This window comes from Sorangiineae bacterium MSr11954 (genome assembly GCA_037157815.1).
GTDB lineage: Bacteria > Myxococcota_A > Polyangia > Polyangiales > Polyangiaceae > Pendulispora > Pendulispora albinea.
Map to the genome: position 1 here is coordinate 898,347 of CP089984.1, position 15,222 is coordinate 913,568.

General features: G+C 67.5%; 12 protein-coding genes. 8 read left to right on the forward strand and 4 right to left on the reverse strand.

Annotation, left to right across the window (positions count from 1 at the left end; translation table 11 throughout):
* Positions 1 to 15: 15 nt before the first annotated feature.
* The gene (locus tag LZC94_03690) at positions 16 to 1,479 is read left to right on the forward strand and encodes a cytochrome ubiquinol oxidase subunit I (protein WXB16384.1); all 1,464 of its coding nucleotides are present in this window, start codon (positions 16 to 18) and stop codon (positions 1,477 to 1,479) included.
* The gene (locus LZC94_03695; GenBank protein WXB16385.1) at positions 1,469 to 2,443 is read left to right on the forward strand and encodes a cytochrome d ubiquinol oxidase subunit II; all 975 of its coding nucleotides are present in this window, start codon (positions 1,469 to 1,471) and stop codon (positions 2,441 to 2,443) included. Before LZC94_03690 ends, LZC94_03695 begins: the two co-directional genes overlap by 11 nt.
* 42 nt (positions 2,444 to 2,485) lie before the next feature.
* Here the strand turns inward: LZC94_03695 and LZC94_03700 are convergent, their stop codons facing one another.
* Positions 2,486 to 3,580 (reverse strand): HTTM domain-containing protein, encoded by a 1,095-nt coding sequence (locus tag LZC94_03700; GenBank protein WXB16386.1) that lies wholly within the window; start codon positions 3,578 to 3,580, stop codon positions 2,486 to 2,488.
* Complete coding sequence (locus LZC94_03705; protein WXB16387.1) at positions 3,577 to 4,083, reverse strand: hypothetical protein; 507 nt, start codon at positions 4,081 to 4,083, stop codon at positions 3,577 to 3,579. Before LZC94_03705 ends, LZC94_03700 begins: the two co-directional genes overlap by 4 nt.
* 308 nt (positions 4,084 to 4,391) lie before the next feature.
* On the opposite strand from LZC94_03705, the gene LZC94_03710 reads away from it, so the two are divergent.
* Complete coding sequence (locus LZC94_03710; protein ID WXB16388.1) at positions 4,392 to 5,753, forward strand: GDSL-type esterase/lipase family protein; 1,362 nt, start codon at positions 4,392 to 4,394, stop codon at positions 5,751 to 5,753.
* Between the two features lie 466 nt (positions 5,754 to 6,219).
* Positions 6,220 to 7,554: a hypothetical protein gene (locus LZC94_03715; protein WXB16389.1), complete on the forward strand. Its 1,335-nt coding sequence runs from the start codon at positions 6,220 to 6,222 to the stop codon at positions 7,552 to 7,554.
* Between the two features lie 15 nt (positions 7,555 to 7,569).
* Here LZC94_03715 and LZC94_03720 read toward each other — a convergent pair whose 3' ends face one another.
* The gene (locus tag LZC94_03720; protein WXB16390.1) at positions 7,570 to 9,042 is read right to left on the reverse strand and encodes a GDSL-type esterase/lipase family protein; all 1,473 of its coding nucleotides are present in this window, start codon (positions 9,040 to 9,042) and stop codon (positions 7,570 to 7,572) included.
* Positions 9,043 to 9,168: 126 nt separating this feature from the next.
* Between LZC94_03720 and LZC94_03725 the strand changes: the two genes are divergently transcribed.
* The 4 genes from LZC94_03725 (at position 9,169) to LZC94_03740 (ending at position 13,639) form a co-directional block, all read left to right on the forward strand.
* On the forward strand, positions 9,169 to 10,632 hold the full coding sequence (locus LZC94_03725) for an MBOAT family protein (protein ID WXB16391.1): 1,464 nt from the start codon (positions 9,169 to 9,171) through the stop codon (positions 10,630 to 10,632).
* A gap of 8 nt (positions 10,633 to 10,640) precedes the next feature.
* Positions 10,641 to 11,030, forward strand: a complete 390-nt coding sequence (locus LZC94_03730) for a hypothetical protein (protein ID WXB16392.1) — start codon at positions 10,641 to 10,643, stop codon at positions 11,028 to 11,030.
* Positions 11,030 to 12,742, forward strand: a complete 1,713-nt coding sequence (locus tag LZC94_03735; protein WXB16393.1) for a hypothetical protein — start codon at positions 11,030 to 11,032, stop codon at positions 12,740 to 12,742. The genes LZC94_03730 and LZC94_03735 overlap by 1 nt, the downstream gene beginning before the upstream one ends.
* 630 nt (positions 12,743 to 13,372) lie before the next feature.
* On the forward strand, positions 13,373 to 13,639 hold the full coding sequence (locus LZC94_03740) for a hypothetical protein (GenBank protein WXB16394.1): 267 nt from the start codon (positions 13,373 to 13,375) through the stop codon (positions 13,637 to 13,639).
* A gap of 11 nt (positions 13,640 to 13,650) precedes the next feature.
* Here LZC94_03740 and LZC94_03745 read toward each other — a convergent pair whose 3' ends face one another.
* Positions 13,651 to 15,207 (reverse strand): PLP-dependent aminotransferase family protein, encoded by a 1,557-nt coding sequence (locus LZC94_03745; GenBank protein WXB16395.1) that lies wholly within the window; start codon positions 15,205 to 15,207, stop codon positions 13,651 to 13,653.
* Between the last annotated feature and the right edge of the window lie 15 nt (positions 15,208 to 15,222).

Below are 15,222 nucleotides of genomic sequence, written 5' to 3' on the forward strand. Positions count from 1 at the left end.
GAAGCACGAAGGCGCATGATAAAGCATCACTGGGGCTGGTCGGGGACGCCATTCGACCGCAGAATCCAGGCGATGGATGCGCTCACCGCGGCACGGGCGCAGATGGAAGTTTCACTCGGCTTCCATATGATTTTCGCGGCGCTGGGCATTGCGCTCCCGGGCTTCATGTGCGTGGCCGAGGCACTCTATCTACGGACCGGCTGTCCCCATTATCTCGCGCTCGCGAAGCGATGGTCGAAGGCAACATCGCTTCTCTTTGCGATCGGCGCCGTGTCCGGCACGGCGCTGTCGTTCGAGCTGGGGCTTTTGTGGCCCCGCTTCATGGAGTTCTCGGGCGGAATCATCGGCTCGGCTTTTGCGCTCGAGGGCTACGCGTTCTTCGTCGAGGCCATCTTCATCGGGCTCTACCTATACGGGTGGGACCGCATTTCACCCCGCGCGCACTGGTTCTCCGGCCTGGCCGTCGTGCTCAGCGGGACCGCCTCCGGCGTGCTGGTCATGGCCGCCAACGCCTGGATGCAAGCTCCGCGCGGCTTCGACCTGGTCGATGGTCGCCCGATGAACATCGATCCATGGGGCCCGTTCAAGAGCCCCGAGTGGATTCCGATGTCGATTCACATGACCCTCGCGGCCTACGCGGCGGTCGCCTTTGCCGTCGCCGGCGTTTACGCGCTCGGGATGTTGAAAGGGCGCCGCGATCCCGAGCACACCTCGGCGCTGCACGTGGCGATGGTCATCGGGGCCATCACGGCGCTGCTCCAGGTGCCGAGCGGGGACATCGCCGCGCGGGTGAGCGCCGCCCATCAACCGGCGAAGCTGGCGGCCATGGAGGCCCACTACGAGACGCGCCGCGAGGCGCCGCTCGTGCTCGGCGGCATCCCCGACGACGCATCGGAGACGGTGCGCTACGGGGTCGAGATCCCTTACGGCTTGAGTCTTCTGGTGGGCCACGATCCGCAGACCGAGGTCCCGGGGCTCGATCGGGTCCCGCGCGATCAGCGTCCGCCCACCGCCATCGTGCACCTGGCGTTCGATCTCATGGTGGGCTCCGGCATGGCGCTCCTGGCGGTGAGCGCCATCTATTGGCTCGTGCGCTGGCGCGGCCGGCGCACGCAGAGCGCTGCGCCGGCCGAGCCCGTGGGGCGGGCGGCGCCGCGATGGCTCTTGGTGGCGTTGGTCGCCGCCAGCCCGCTCGGGTTTCTCGCCATCGAGGCCGGCTGGGTGGTGAGCGAAGTGGGGCGCCAGCCGTGGGTGATTTACGGCGTGATGCGCACGCGTGAAGCGGTGACCCCCGCGCCAGGGGTGGCGCTCACCTTCTTCCTCTTCGTGATCCTCTATGCGGCCCTCGGCGCGACCTTGGTCTTCTTCCTACGGCGCATGGCCCGGCGCACGGCGCTCGCTGCGTCGCCGGGCGCCGCGCCTCCGCGCGCGGGCGCGAACGAGACGAACGAGATGAAGGAGGCGCCGCATGGTGCGTGAGGTCGCGCTGGCGGGGGTGGCCCTTGCCGCGGTGGTCGCGTACGGCGTGCTCGGGGGCGCGGACTTCGGGGGCGGAGTTTGGGACATCCTGGCGCGCGGGCCGCGCAAGCAGGATGAGCGCAACGCGATCGCGCACACGATGGGGCCGGTCTGGGAAGCGAACCACGTGTGGCTCATCTTCGTGATCGTCATTCTTTTTACGGCGTTCCCTCGGGCCTATGCGGAGCTCAGCATCGGGCTCTTTCTGCCGTTTCACCTGGTGCTCATCGGCATCTCGCTGCGCGGCGGCGCGTTCGTGTTTCGCGCGCACGGCGGCTATGTGGACGCGCCGGGGCAAGCGCGGGCCTGGGGCGTGGTCTTCGGCGGCGCGAGCGTCATCACGCCGGTGCTCCTGGGCATGTCGCTCGGGGCCGTTTCGTCGGGCCTCCGCGTGGTGGGGCCGCTCCCGCTCGCGATGGGCGCTCTGGCGCTCGCCATCTGTGCGTACCTCGCCGCGGTGTATCTGACCCTCGAGACCGACGAAAACCAGGGAGACCTGCGCGCCGCCTTTCGCCGCAAGGCGCTATATGCGGGCACGGTGGTGGTGGCGCTCTCCGGCATCGTCTTGCCGCTGACGTACTTCGAAGCGCCGCACCTCTGGGCGGGGCTGACGTCGGCCACGGGCGCGCCGGTCGTGGGCGCAGGCGTGCTCGCGGCATGGACCTCGGGCGGCGCGCTGGTGCTCCGCAAATTCCGGCTGGCGCGGCTGGCCGCGGCCGCCCAAGTGGCGTTTCTGGTCGCCGGCTGGGGGCTCGCGCAGTACCCGTACTTGATCTATCCGAGCCTCACCCTGTTCGACGCGGCCGCGCCCCCGGCGACCCTCGATTTCGTGCTCTACACCTTGCCGTTCGGGCTCCTGTTGGTGCTCCCTTCGCTCATCTGGCTGTTCCGCGTCTTCTCACGCGCGCGCCCCTTCTCGCCTTGAACCGCGCGCTCCCGCGCCCCGCGCTGCGCGACCGTGCGGCCATCAGACCCGCGGGCTCGTTTCACCGCCGCGGGTGAAGCTCGCGGCGAGCGCCAGCGGAGCCCACAAGGGAAAGAGGAGCGGGGTGCAGCGGGCGATCATCACCAGCGCGCGGATGCCGGTGGCGCGGGAGCCGTCGCGGCGCACGATCACGATGGCGTGCCCTCGTCGCAGGTGGTCGGGGGCCCAGCTTCGCACCTCGAAGCGGGCGAACCAGTCCAACCAAACGACGGCGCGGGCGAGCCATTTTCCGCGCGGGCGCGAGGGGTCGAAGAAGAGCTTGCGGGTGCGAAGGTCCGGGGTGACGAAGAAGGCATAGGTGGTGAGGGTCAGCCAGGTGAAGAGCTCCACCCGGCTGGTGACCTCGATGGTGAGGTGAAACATGGTGCCCCACCACAGCGCAAAAATGCGCGCGCGCCGGCTGAAGAGGGCCACGGCGAGAAACAGCTCGGTCGAGATGGCCAGCTTGGCGAGGATGCTCGTCACCAGCAGCTGCGAGAACGCATCGACGATGCTCGCGGGCACGCCGCGCGCGAGGGCCTCGTGGCCGTAGCGCACGAAGCGGTCCAGGATGACGCGGCCGGCCCGCCAATCGGGATCGAACAGCTTGGAGGTGGCCGACGCCACGTAAATCAGCGCGACCTGAATTTGCGCCACCCGCACCGCCCAGCGGGGACCGTGGCGATCGCCGAAGCTCGGGCTGATGGCGAGCGCGCGATCGCACGGCGTGAGGGCGAGCAGAAAAGCAAAGCAGACGAGCGCGTAGCGGTTGTGATGGTAGCCAAGGCGGTCGCAGAGCAACGTGTAGAGCCCGAGCAGCGCGCTCGCCAAAAGCGCAAGGCGCGCGCGGTGGCCGAGGATCACCAGCGCCGCGAGCATCACGCGAAGCGCGACGATGGCCACGTACACGGATCGCGAGGGGACCCACGCTTCGGGGATGAACGGCAGATGAAAAACGTCGCCGAAGTAGCCTTGCTCGAGCAACGTACGCGCCGACGCGGTCGCTTGGAGGAGGAGCATGCCGCCCATGGCGATGCGCACCACGCCGAGGACGTGCGTGTCGCCGACCTCGCGCTCGATGCGGCGCAGCCAGGTCATCGCGGCACGTCCCGGGGGGCGCCGGCGGGGAGCTGCTCGGGTCGGGGGGCGCTCTTCAGCGCGACATGGGCCGGCTCGCGACCGTTCTTGCGCACGTCGATCTCGAGGCCGAGCTGCCGCGTCTCGGCGTCCTGCGAAATGTGCGCGGCCACGTCGTCGAGCGCCGCTTGAAAGCGCGCGAGCTGCGCTTGGGCGCCATACGAAGCGTGGATGGTCGCGCCAAAATATCCGAGCGCGGGCTCGCGGATCCGGTCGCGCCAATCGAAGCGGTGCAGCACCCCGGATGCATCGCGCGCGGTCCAGGTGGTGCCATCGACCGCGACCTTCACCGTGCCATGGCCCGAGGGCGCCTCCACGTAGCGAACGAGCTGCGCGTTCAAGGTCGAGGACTCGCTGAACATGCGAAACCCGAAGGCGTGATCCGGCCGGCCGCCCGCGGTGGCGATGAGCGCCACCTGGGTGCAGACATAAAGCACCGCACATGCGGTTCGCAGGCCGTTCACGAGCCGTAACCTACCGGAGGTTTGCCGCGTGCGGCGGCCGACTTTCCACGTCGAGGCGGGCGCTCGGCGCCATGCCGCCCGCGCGTCGCTCGGCGCCACGCCGCCGCGCGTCGCCTTCGAAATTCGCCGTGCGAGGCGGCCGAGTTTCGCCGCGTGAGGCGGCCGAGTTTCGCCGTGCGAGGCGGCCGAGTTTCGCCGTGTGCGTCGGCCGACATGCGACCCGGAGGTCGTCGCCGGCGGGCTCGATGGGCTCTGTTCGAAAAACTCGCGCTTTGGCCCGGAGCGTGCCAGGCTCTCAAGGAATCACCGTGCGTCGCTCGTCCCTGGCCCTCGCTGCCCTGCTGATTTTCGCTTGCGGGAACCGAGGCCCCTATGCGGCCGATCGAGCCCCCGCGGCCATCGCCGCGCGCTCGGGGGCGAACGCGCCCGCCGCACCGCCTACCGATTCGAGCGCGGCCGAGTCCGACGCGGACGAGGCGAAGACGAGCGCGACCATGCTCTCGGCGCAGGTCGAGGTTCCCGCGTTCCGCCCCGCCCTGGAGCACCCGGAGGCGCTTCGTCACGTCTTCGAATCCTTGGCGCGTCTCGAGGACGGAAGCGCGCGCGAGGACGTGGTCATCGCCCAGCTCGGCGACTCGCACACCGCAGCGGACATTGGCACCTCCGCAGTGCGCCACGCGCTCCAGGCACGATTTGGCGATGGCGGGCGCGGATTCGTGGCGCTGGGCCGCCCCTGGGCCACGTACATCCAAGAAGGCGTTCGCGGCGGCATGACCCGCGAGTTCGTCGGCGAGCGCGGGAAGTACTCCTTCGGGCAGTTCCTTGGCGATGGCCGTTATGGTCTCGCTGGGTTCGCCATTCAAAACACGCGAAAGCGCGGGCGCGCATGGAGCGACCTCAGCTCGCCCGCCTCGCGCATCGAGGTGGCCTACCTGGAGCAGCCCGGCGGAGGCTCCTTCGAGGTCTTCATCGACGGCGTCAAAAAGGGTCGCATCGGCACGCGCGCCACCACCGCCCGCTCGGCCTTTCGCACCTTCGACGTGGGAGAGGGCCCGCACCACGTGGAGGCGCGCGTCAAAGGCGACGGCGCCGTCCGCATCTTTGGCTTGGGGCTCGAACGGAGCAAAGCCGGGGTCGTTCTCGATGCCCTGGGCATCAACGGCGCGCGCGCCACCACCGTGCTGCAGTGGCAAGAGCCCCACATGGCCGAGCAACTGCGCCATCGCCCGCCCGACTTGATCCTGCTCGCCTACGGCACCAACGAATCGTGCGACGACACGCCGCTCGCCATCTACGAGCGCCAGCTGCACGACGTCCTCTCCCGGATCTCCCGGGCGGTGCCGTCGGCCTCGTGCCTGCTCCTCGGCCCGCCGGATCGCGCGATCGAAACGCCGCAAGGTTGGGTGACCTCCCCGCGCCTGGTCGACATCACCGAAGTGCAACGCGCGGTGGCCAAAGCCGCGGGGTGCGCCTTTTACAGCCAGCTCGATGCCATGGGCGGCCCCGGCACCGTCGCCACCTGGGTCGAAGAGCCGCAGCCCCGCGCCCGCCGCGATCACGTTCATCTCACACGCGAGGGCTATGTCCAGCTAGGCCAAGCGTTCGCCAGCGACATCCTTCGCGCCTATACCGCGTTTCGCGGCGACACGAACCTCGTCTCCACGCGCTGACGGTCTTCGAGCCGGCGCGATGCGTGGAATCGCCCAAGAGGAACCGCGAGGGCGCAAGGGCCGCTAGGAGGAGCAACAGAGGCAGATCTGGATGAAAAATCATCCTCATCCCTCCCTTTGCGCTCCTCGCGCCCTGGCGGTTGATTCGTCTCTCGGATTCAACGCGAGGACGCTAGGACCGCGAGGGTAGAAGAGGGATTTTAGCCTTCTTCCTTCGTTTGCGCCCTCGCGTCCCCGCGGTTCCATCTTTCTCCGCTCTCGAGCCGCACGTCCGCGCGGCATCGTTGGAAGAGCTGCGCAGGATGCCAAAAATTGCGATGTCTCTTTTTCATATTCGAATGAATGGCGTCGCTTATTCGTTAAATATGAAATATCGACTTGACGTCCTCGGTGCGGGCGCTAGGAGGCAGGAGCTAGAAGACAGGCACTACAAATCAGGAGCTGCAGCCGGGCACTGGAGGGAGTCATGCTGCGTATGTTCATTTCGTGCAATGCACTGGTCCTTGGCGCGTTCATTGTCATTTCGTGCAGTCATGGCGATAGTCCGAAATCGCCCTCGGACGACGACCGAGGCGGTGGCGCAGCCGATTGGGTGCGCGCCCCGTCGGGGACCGAAGAAGGCGTCATCGACGACGAATCGAACAAGCGCACCTTTGCGCTTTTCGTAGGAACGAACTTCAGGAACGCGGAGCTCTCCGTTTTTTCGTTCGATTCCGGTTCCATCGTGGGCCGCCGGCCGCTGGAGGATCAGGACTCCGTGGCCTGGGCCGACAGGGGCTTTGGCTGGGTCCTCGAGCGGGGCATCGGCAAAGCGCTCGCGCTCGACCGCAAGGAGCCATGGACGGTCTCGAAAACGATTGATTTGAACGACACGCCCGACGCGGCACGATTGGCGTCCAATCCACACGCGATCGTGGTGACCACCGGCACGAAGGCTTATGTCGCGCGTTATGGGGTGAACTCGATCAAGATCTTCAACGCGAGCTCGGGAGCGTTGGGGGGGACCATCGATTTGTCGGAGTTTCAGGATCCGCGGGATCCCGACGGACGCTCCGAAGTCCAAGACGCGGTGTACGATCCCGCGACCAAGCGAGCCTATTTCTTACTGGAACGAATCCACGTTACCCCGCCTTTCCCCCCACCGGACTATCTCTTTCCATGCTTGGCGTGGCCGCCCCAGGTCGTCGCCGTCGATGCCACGAACGACCATGTCATCGACCTGAACGGTCCCGCGCCGGGGCGCGCGATCGATTTGCTCGGCGACAATCCCGACTCCATCACCTTGGACGCCGAGACGGGACGACTCATCGTCGCCGACATCGGCTGCTATGTGCCCCAGGACGGCGGCGCCAACGTCCGGCGCGGGCGCGGCGTGGAGGCCATTGCGCTCGGCACGGGGACACCGAGCTGGCTGCTTCACGCGACCGGAATCCAGCGCTTCAATGGGCTCGTTTGGGTCGACCCGAGTCGCGCCTTCCTGAGTTATGGCAACGATTGGTTTGCGTGGAACCCCACGCAGCCGGTCCTGGGCCCGGTGCTCCCCAATTTCCCACGCGCCCCCTTTTATGATGGTGAAAATCACATCATCGGGCTCTCCGTCGTGACCAACGATGCCAGCGCGCCGAATACCTCCTTTTCGGCGGTCTCCTGGAACCTGGCCAACGCGCACGTCACCACGCTCGCCACCCATGTGTTTCAAAGTGTGGTCCCGCATCCGCTCTACGGGATTAGCTCGGCCTACCTTCACAAATCCAGGTCGGGTGTCTCGCGGATCCCGACGTTTCGAAACGTTACGTATTAGCGTCGCCAGGTAGCGTCAATTGCGATTCTTTTCGCGCGCCGAGTAGGCGGTGTAGCCGGCCATCAACGCTTTGAACATCAGATTGCCGACCATCTCGCCGCCTGCCGGCGTGGGGTGGGTGAGATCCCAGCTGCCGAGCTGCGGATTGGCATGCACCCAGCGCCCCATGGCGCCCGAGCCGCCCATGGCCTCGTACGTGTTGAAGAACGCCACTTGATGCTCCAGCGCCGTTTTGCGCTGCAGATCCACCAGCTGCACGATGATTTTGCGCGTGCGAAACCCGCCGCTCTCCGTCTTTTCGGCGCGATCGAGCGGCGAGGCGACCATGACCGACGCCCCCGGCGCCCCGGTCTTCACCTTGTCGATGAGCGCGCCCAGCTTTTGAACGTACGCGTCGACTTGGATCCCGCCGTCCTCGCTCTCGTTGGTCCCATACTGCAAAATGATCAGCGCCGGCTTGCGCAGCGCCATTTGATCGGCCCAGTGCGCCCCGTCCATTTGATCCCAGAGCCGCGCCCGCGCGCCATTGGCGCCCAGCGCATCGTAGACCACCCCGGGCTCGTCGCGCTCCAGCGCCACCCCGAACACGCGCGCATCGCCGTTGCCGCGGGTGCGCAAGGTGAGGGTCGCGGCGCCGTCGGGCACCTGCTTCGTGTAGACGCGCGACGCCTTGCTCGCGCCGCGCGTGGAGAATGTCTCCGTCTCCGAGCCCGCCACCGCGAGATCGATATCGCCGCCGCCCGGCTGCTCCAGGTAGTACACATCGAAGCGTGAGACCTTGCGGCCGTAGTCGCCTTTCGCCGGCGTGCCGAAGGTGGCGGTCGCCGCCCCCGCGGTGTGAAACGACACACCGCCCAGGCCGTAGATGTGATCGCCGCTGAATGGACCCGTGATGCGGCTGATGTTCCACCCCTCCGACGCCGCGTGAACCACGTCGTTGTGGAAGTACCACTCCCAGGGATTGGCCGTCAGAACGAACCCGTGACCCGCGTCGCCGAAGCGATCCTGAAAGCGCCGGCGCATGGTCCCCGAAATGAGGTCGCTGGTGATGACCGAGTCGCCGTAGTGGAGCACGCGCGTGATGGCCGCGCTGCCGCCGGGCCGCTCCTTGCGCTCCGTGCGCGCGAGCTGCGCGTAGAACGCATCGAGCGCGCGGCCCGTGGGATCCTCTACCGCGATCGACCCCGCGAGCTTCGCCAACGCCGCCGGATCGGGCACCGGCGCCTCGGTTTTTTCCGAAGGGAGCGCGTTGGTCACCGTCCCTTGATTCTCGGTCGCCCGCAAGGTGGTCTCGCCTACCGTGTTGGCGGGCGCCGGCGCATTCGCGGCTTTCTCGTCCGGTGCACCGTTCTCGGCGGTTGTCACCTCCGGTGGCGGCGGCTCCCACGGCAGCGCGGCCACCCGCAGGCTCCGCAATTTGGGCGAGAGGTAGGGGATGGCGAGCACGAGGGCCATAACGGCCAGCGCGCGCGCGGTCTTTCCCCCCAAAGGTGGCAAATGCGACGGGCGCGAAGGCGAGGATGAGGGCGGCGGGGTCGGTGCGGGCTCGTGCGGCACTCCCGCGAGATAGCGAAAACCGAGCCATCTTGCTACCGTGCGGCGCGTTTTTCCCCGATGCTCTTCAACAGCGCGCTGTACGGATTCTTTCTCGTCGGGACTTTCCTCGTTTTTTGGGCTCTCCACGCCCGGAGGTTCTGGCGCTCCCTGTTTCTGGTCCTCGCCAGCTACGCCTTCTATTTCTTCGGGACGTACGACACCGCGCTCGAGCAGGAGACCCCGCTCGGCCCCATCGCCTGGAGCGTTCTCTGTCTGGGCATCATCTTCGTGGGCAGCACCCTCGACTATGCCATCGGCCGCGCCCTCGGCCGAACGGAGAACCCGCGCACGCGCAAGGCGCTGCTGCTCGTCTCCATCGTTTATTACATCGGCGTCCTCGCGCTGTTCAAATACTTCAACTTTGCAGTCGATTCGTTCGTCGCGCTCTTTGCAACCTTCGGCGTGCGCCTCCAGCCGGTGCATCTGCGGCTCGTCCTGCCGTTTGGCATCTCGTTCTTCACCTTCGAGACGATGAGCTACACGATTGACGTGTACCGGCGCGAGATCGAGCCGGCGAAGCGTTACCTCGATTACCTGCTCTTCGTCTGCTTCTTCCCGCACTTGGTGGCCGGGCCCATCGTGCGCCCGCACCAGATGCTCCCGCAGCTCGCCGCGCCGCCGGTCGCCGATTCGACCCTGCAGGCGCGCGGCCTTTTCCGGATCGCCATGGGGCTCGCCAAAAAAGTCGCCATCGGCGATTTGCTGGCCGTCAACTTGGTCGGCCGGGTGTTCGACAACCCCGAGCGCTACTCGTCGCTCGAGGTCCTCGTCGCCGTGTACGCGTACGCGGTGCAGATCTACGCCGACTTTTCGGGCTACAGCGACGTGGCCATCGGCAGCGCCGCGCTCTTCGGCTACGAGCTCCCGGAAAACTTCAACGCCCCCTACACCGCCAAGAGCCTGCAGGACTTCTGGCACCGCTGGCACATCTCCCTCAGCACCTGGCTCCGCGACTACCTGTACATCCCGCTGGGCGGCTCCAAAGATGGCCCGTACCGCACCTACCGCAATTTGATGATCACGATGCTCCTCGGCGGCCTCTGGCACGGCGCCTCGTGGAACTTCGTCATCTGGGGAGGGCTGCACGGGGTGGCATTGGCGGTCACCCGCATGTGGCAACGCGCCCGCAACGGCGTGTCCGCCTGGTTCCTGCCGCGCCCCCTCGCGGTCCTGCTGACCTTTCATTACGTGTGCTTTGCATGGATTTTTTTCCGTGCGCCCAGCTTTGCCCATGCGCGCGCCATGCTGGGGCGCATCGCCCAAGGCACCTTTGGGACCGACAACCTGGCGCCCAAGGTGCTCGTGGTCCTGGTGCTCGCACTGGCGCTGCAGTTCGTGCCATCCCGCGCCACCGCGTTCGTTCGTGACCGATTCGTGTTGACCCCCGCCTGGCTCCAAGGAGTACTTCTGGCCGTGGCCGCCTACGGCCTTCACCTGGCCGCCGGCAGCAAAGCCGAACCCTTCGTGTACGGACAATTCTGAGGTCGATCGTGGGCGTTCACCGACTCTTTGCGATGCTCGATCTTCTCAGCGCGCTCCTGCTCGCGCTGGGCGTCTTCGTCGGGCTCCCGGATCGTTGGCTTTACGTGGACCTCCCCGCGCTCCTCCTCATCGTGCTCTTTGGTGTCTCGGGGGTCGGCCTCGGGCTGCGCACCCGGTGGGCCTCGAAGTGGGCGCGCGTGACCGGGGCGGTGGCGCTCGCGTTCGGGCTGCTGGTGGTGGCCCTTTTGGCGGTCGCCGTAAGCTACCTGACGGGCATCTACGGGCCTGTCGGACAGGGCGGGGCGCTCATCGGGGTGCTCGTTCTTGCGCTGGTGCTCCCTTACTTGGTGGCGCTCCCACTGGCGCACTTGGTGTGGCTGCGCGAGAACGAGACGTGATGCGGGGCCGGCTCGCGCGCGTCCTGCTCGCGTATGCCGTGGGGCTCGCGATCGTATGCGCCGCGATCGTTCGGCTGCTCGCGCTGCAGCCACCGGAGCCTCGCGTGGTGGTGCTGGCGGGCGTGTGGCGCGGCGGGCAGCTCGTCGCGCGTGTTCCCGTGAGCGCCGTGGGCGAGCGGAGCGCGGAGCTCGATCGGGCCATCGCGTCGGCCAGCGCCGCGCCGGCGTCCGGCGAAGAGGCGCCGTCATCGGGCGAGGCGCGCGCGGCCGACGTCGTCTACGAGACCATTTCCGGCGAGTCGCGCATCGCCACGCAGCCGGCGTGGCTGTTCGGCATTTCCTTGGTCCCCGGCCGCGATGGCGTGGTCGCCCGCCTCGAAGGACGAACGGCGTATGTCACCCCCGACGAGCTCTTGGCGCGTCAGGGCTACGACAAGGGCACGAACCTCGAGTCCATCGGCCTCTCCATCGGCGCCGACGTTCCCCTCATCGTGGCGCTCTTGGCGGAGCGCCTCCAGGTGCCCGCGCGCGACGTCACCGAGCGCGCCTCCATTCGCCGCATTCGTGTCGAGCGTACCGTGCCCGACCGCGCGCCCGGCCCGCGCATCACCGCCGAGACCATGACCCACGCCATGGTGCGCGAGGCCGCGCTCGACGCCGCGCACTACTTGGCGCGCGGCATGAACGAGGAAGGCCGCTTTCGCTATTTGGTCAACGCACCCGACAACCGCTCCCTCGCCGGCTACGACTGGCCGCGGCACGCGGGCGCCACGTATTTTCTCGCCCAAGCGGCCGCCTTGTCGCAAGACGCCGACTTGCGCTACGCGACCTTGCGCGCGGCCTCCCTGCTTCGCGACCGCGGCATGGTGACCTGCGGCGAGCATCGATGCGTCGCGCAAGACCCCGTGGCGGAGATTGGCTCCAGCGCGCTGGCGACCGTGGCCTTCGTCGAAATCGTCCGCTCGGGAATCGACGCCTCGTATCGGCCCATCGCCATGGACCTTGCGCGCTTTTTGCGCAGCCAGCAGCGCCCGGACGGTGAGTTCATGCACCAGTACGATCGCGCCGCGCGCCGGCCCATCGATGTGCAGTTCGTTTATTTCACGGGGGAGGCCGCCCTTGCCCTGACGCGGGCGCACCGCATCAGCGACGACCCCGAGGATCGCGATGCGGCGCAGCGCGCGCTCGCGCACGTGGTGGGGCCCGCCTGGAACTTTTTCGGCAATCGCTATTACTTCGGCGAAGAACATTGGACGTGCCAGGTCATGGCCGATCTGGCGGCCGACGGCGCGCCCAACCCCGACGCGCTCGACTTTTGTCTGCGCTGGCAGCGTTTTGGCCGGCGTCTTCAGCATCGCGAGGGCGACTCCGCGCAAGACACCGATGGCTCGCTGGGCATGGACCCCGTCGTCACCCCACGCGTCACGCCGGTCGCATCCCGGTGCGAGGCGGCCGTGGCCACGCTCGATGCGGTCACCCGCGCAGGCATCCCCGAGGCCGAGCGGCGCGCGCTCGATCTTCAGACGCGCCGCGCGATGGCCTTCGTGCTGCGCCATCAATTTCGTCCTGGCCCCACGCATCTCTTTGCCGATCCGGAGGCCGTTCATGGGGCCATCCCCGGGAGCCCGGTCGACTTCCAGCTTCGCATCGACTACGCGCAGCACGCGGGCAGCGCCATGATTCGCTGGCTCGAGGTGGCCGGGCCGCCTTGACCGAAACGGACCCCGATGAAATCGCATCGCCCGCACCCGACCTTATGACGCGCGATTTCGTGACGGTTTCGTTGCGCGAGTGAGCGCAAAAAGACACCGCGAGCGATGGCTATCGCTTCTGGCTTTGAACGGGCACCGCTTGTGGCTTTAAAAAGATTCACATCCCCCCACAAAAGCGCAAGACGGGGTTGGTCATCGCCGGAGCAGGTATTAAGGTAAAGATGTAGAGTCCCGGAATCACTGGGCCTCTCCATGAGGGCGATGACGAAAGGCGACCGCGAAGGGCGTCGGCACCAGGCGAAAAGTGGCGGATCGGTCCGCGCGCTGGTGCCAGTTCCCGGGAATCCCCTGGAGTGCCAAGACAGGCAAGATTGGCAAGTTTGCCAAGTTCGCCAGGTTGACGCGGTCGAATCGTCGTCGAGCAGAAGTGGCCTTTTGGGGAAGATCGCGAGGGTAGCGCGGGGCTTTGGGGGCCATTCCCGCGCTCCCCGTGAGAAGGCCATGCCAATGCTCCGTTCGGCATCGAGTTTGCGAGAACTCGAGCGCAGGGCGGTTCGTGTCACGGAAACCGATCCTCAAGGGATCCTCAACCCGCGCGAACATCGTTCGCACGGTCACCCAGGTGAATGGATGAAAGTCCCCACCATCAGCACGCTCGACACATTGACCCTCGACGAAGCGCGCGCGTATCTCGACGCCGCAAAAGGGGACGAGCTCGAAGCAGCCGTTGCCGTTGCAACGGACCGCAACAAGCTCGATGGCTCAGCGAGTATTTCGCCCGATGAGGCAGAAGTGCACCATGCCTTCTTCCTTCTCCGGCGAGCGCGCGGATTGGAAGCCCCCAGCTTCGACACGATGCGGGTCTCTTTGAGAAAGCGACTGGTGGAAGCCGCGTAGTCACTCGGCATTCATCCGAGGCAGCGCGCGAGGGTGCGTATCCCCGACCGTATTTCGGCCGGGGTGGCCGCGCAGTAACTCATCACGAGGCCGGGCTTCGCGGTGGGTACCGCCGGCGCGGTGCGGCCGTCACCCTCGTGAAGCGCGCGACGATCGCGCGGCTCGTAAGGCTCGCGATCGTCGCGGCCCAAAAAGTAGCGGGAGAGGGGCGGCATATCGAGCCCTCGTGTGCTGGCGCGCTGGCTCACGACGGCATCGTCGGTGCCTTGCGGGAGCCAGCCAACGCAGTGCATCCCCGTCTCGGTGCGCGCGATCGACACGGCTCCGGCGAGCTCCCGCGCGACGCTGTCGACCAAGGCATCGCGCCGCTCTTCGCAGAAGGTCCGCGTGCTCCGGATGTGCGCCGCGAAATGGCCCTCGGTCATGAAGTCGGCCATGGTGGCTTGGGTCAAGGCGGCTACGGGGCCGTCGCTCAGGCTGCGGGCGATGACCAGCGCGTCGATGATGTCCACCGGCGCAACCAGGTACGCGAGGCGCAGGGACGGGAACATCACCTTGTTGAAGGTGCCCGCATAGAGCACGTGGTCGTGCGCGTCGGTCCCTTTGATGGCGGCGAGCGGCTGCCCCGAGAAGCGAAACTCGCTGTCGTAGTCGTCCTCGAAGATCCACGCGCCGGCGGCGGCCGCCCAAGCGAGCAGCTCGGTGCGGCGTTCGAGGCTCATGGTGATGCCGAGCGGGTACTGGTACGAGGGCGTCACGTACGCGAGCCGCGCGTCGGGCGCGCGCGCGATGCCCTCGGAGACGGAGAGCCCGCGCGCGTCGACCGGCACCGGAACCAACCGCGCGCCCGCCGCCGCAAACGCGCTGCGCGCCCCGAGGTAGCCCGGATCTTCGAGCCACACGCGATCGCCTGGATCGAGCAGCACGCGCGCAGAGAGATCGAGCACGTGTTGCGTGCTGGTGGCGATGAGCACGTTCTCGTAGGTGCAGCGTACGCCGCGGCTGCTGCCCACGTAATCGGCCACCGCCTCGCGCAGGGCGCGCAAGCCGGCAGGCTCGATGGCGGCCGAAAGCGCCGCGCTCGAGCGTCGCGCCCGCGCGCCGAGGAGCCGGTTCCAGACGGCGAAGGGGAACGCGTCCAGGTTCGAGACGCAGGGCGCGAAGGTGCGCGCGGAGGTCGCCGCGGTCGCGCGGCCGTAGGCCACGAGGTGGTGGCCGCGCTGGGAGAGCTTGGGCGCGGCGGTCGGCGTGCGGGCGCCGGCTGGCGCAGGCGCAGGGCGCGGTGCGCTCTCGCGCTCCAAGCCGGTCTCCGAGACGAAGGTCCCGCTCCCCACGCGGCGAACGAGGAGCCCCTCGGCGTCGAGCTGGGCAAAGGCGGCCTCCACCGTGGTCCGCGACACGCCGAGATCGCTCGCCAAGGTGCGGGTGGATGGCAGCCGTGCGCCGCCCTGCAAGGTTCCCTGCGCGATGGCCGTGCGCAGCGCATCGGCGATGCGGCGGTGGATGGCCGGATCGTCCCCCAAGGTTCGCACGATGGTGACGAGGGGAGACGTCTGCCTTCGCGCCACACTCACTTCCTTCCG

What these genes read in the sequence shown, in the direction of transcription:
- LZC94_03690 (WXB16384.1), top strand. Translation starts at nt 16, where the DNA reads ATGATAAAGCATCACTGGGGCTGGTCGGGGACGCCATTCGACCGCAGA.
- LZC94_03695 (WXB16385.1), top strand. Translation starts at nt 1,469, where the DNA reads ATGGTGCGTGAGGTCGCGCTGGCGGGGGTGGCCCTTGCCGCGGTGGTC.
- LZC94_03700 (WXB16386.1), bottom strand. Translation starts at nt 3,580, where the DNA reads ATGACCTGGCTGCGCCGCATCGAGCGCGAGGTCGGCGACACGCACGTC.
- LZC94_03715 (WXB16389.1), top strand. Translation starts at nt 6,220, where the DNA reads ATGCTGCGTATGTTCATTTCGTGCAATGCACTGGTCCTTGGCGCGTTC.
- LZC94_03725 (WXB16391.1), top strand. Translation starts at nt 9,169, where the DNA reads ATGCTCTTCAACAGCGCGCTGTACGGATTCTTTCTCGTCGGGACTTTC.
- LZC94_03735 (WXB16393.1), top strand. Translation starts at nt 11,030, where the DNA reads ATGCGGGGCCGGCTCGCGCGCGTCCTGCTCGCGTATGCCGTGGGGCTC.
- LZC94_03740 (WXB16394.1), top strand. Translation starts at nt 13,373, where the DNA reads ATGAAAGTCCCCACCATCAGCACGCTCGACACATTGACCCTCGACGAA.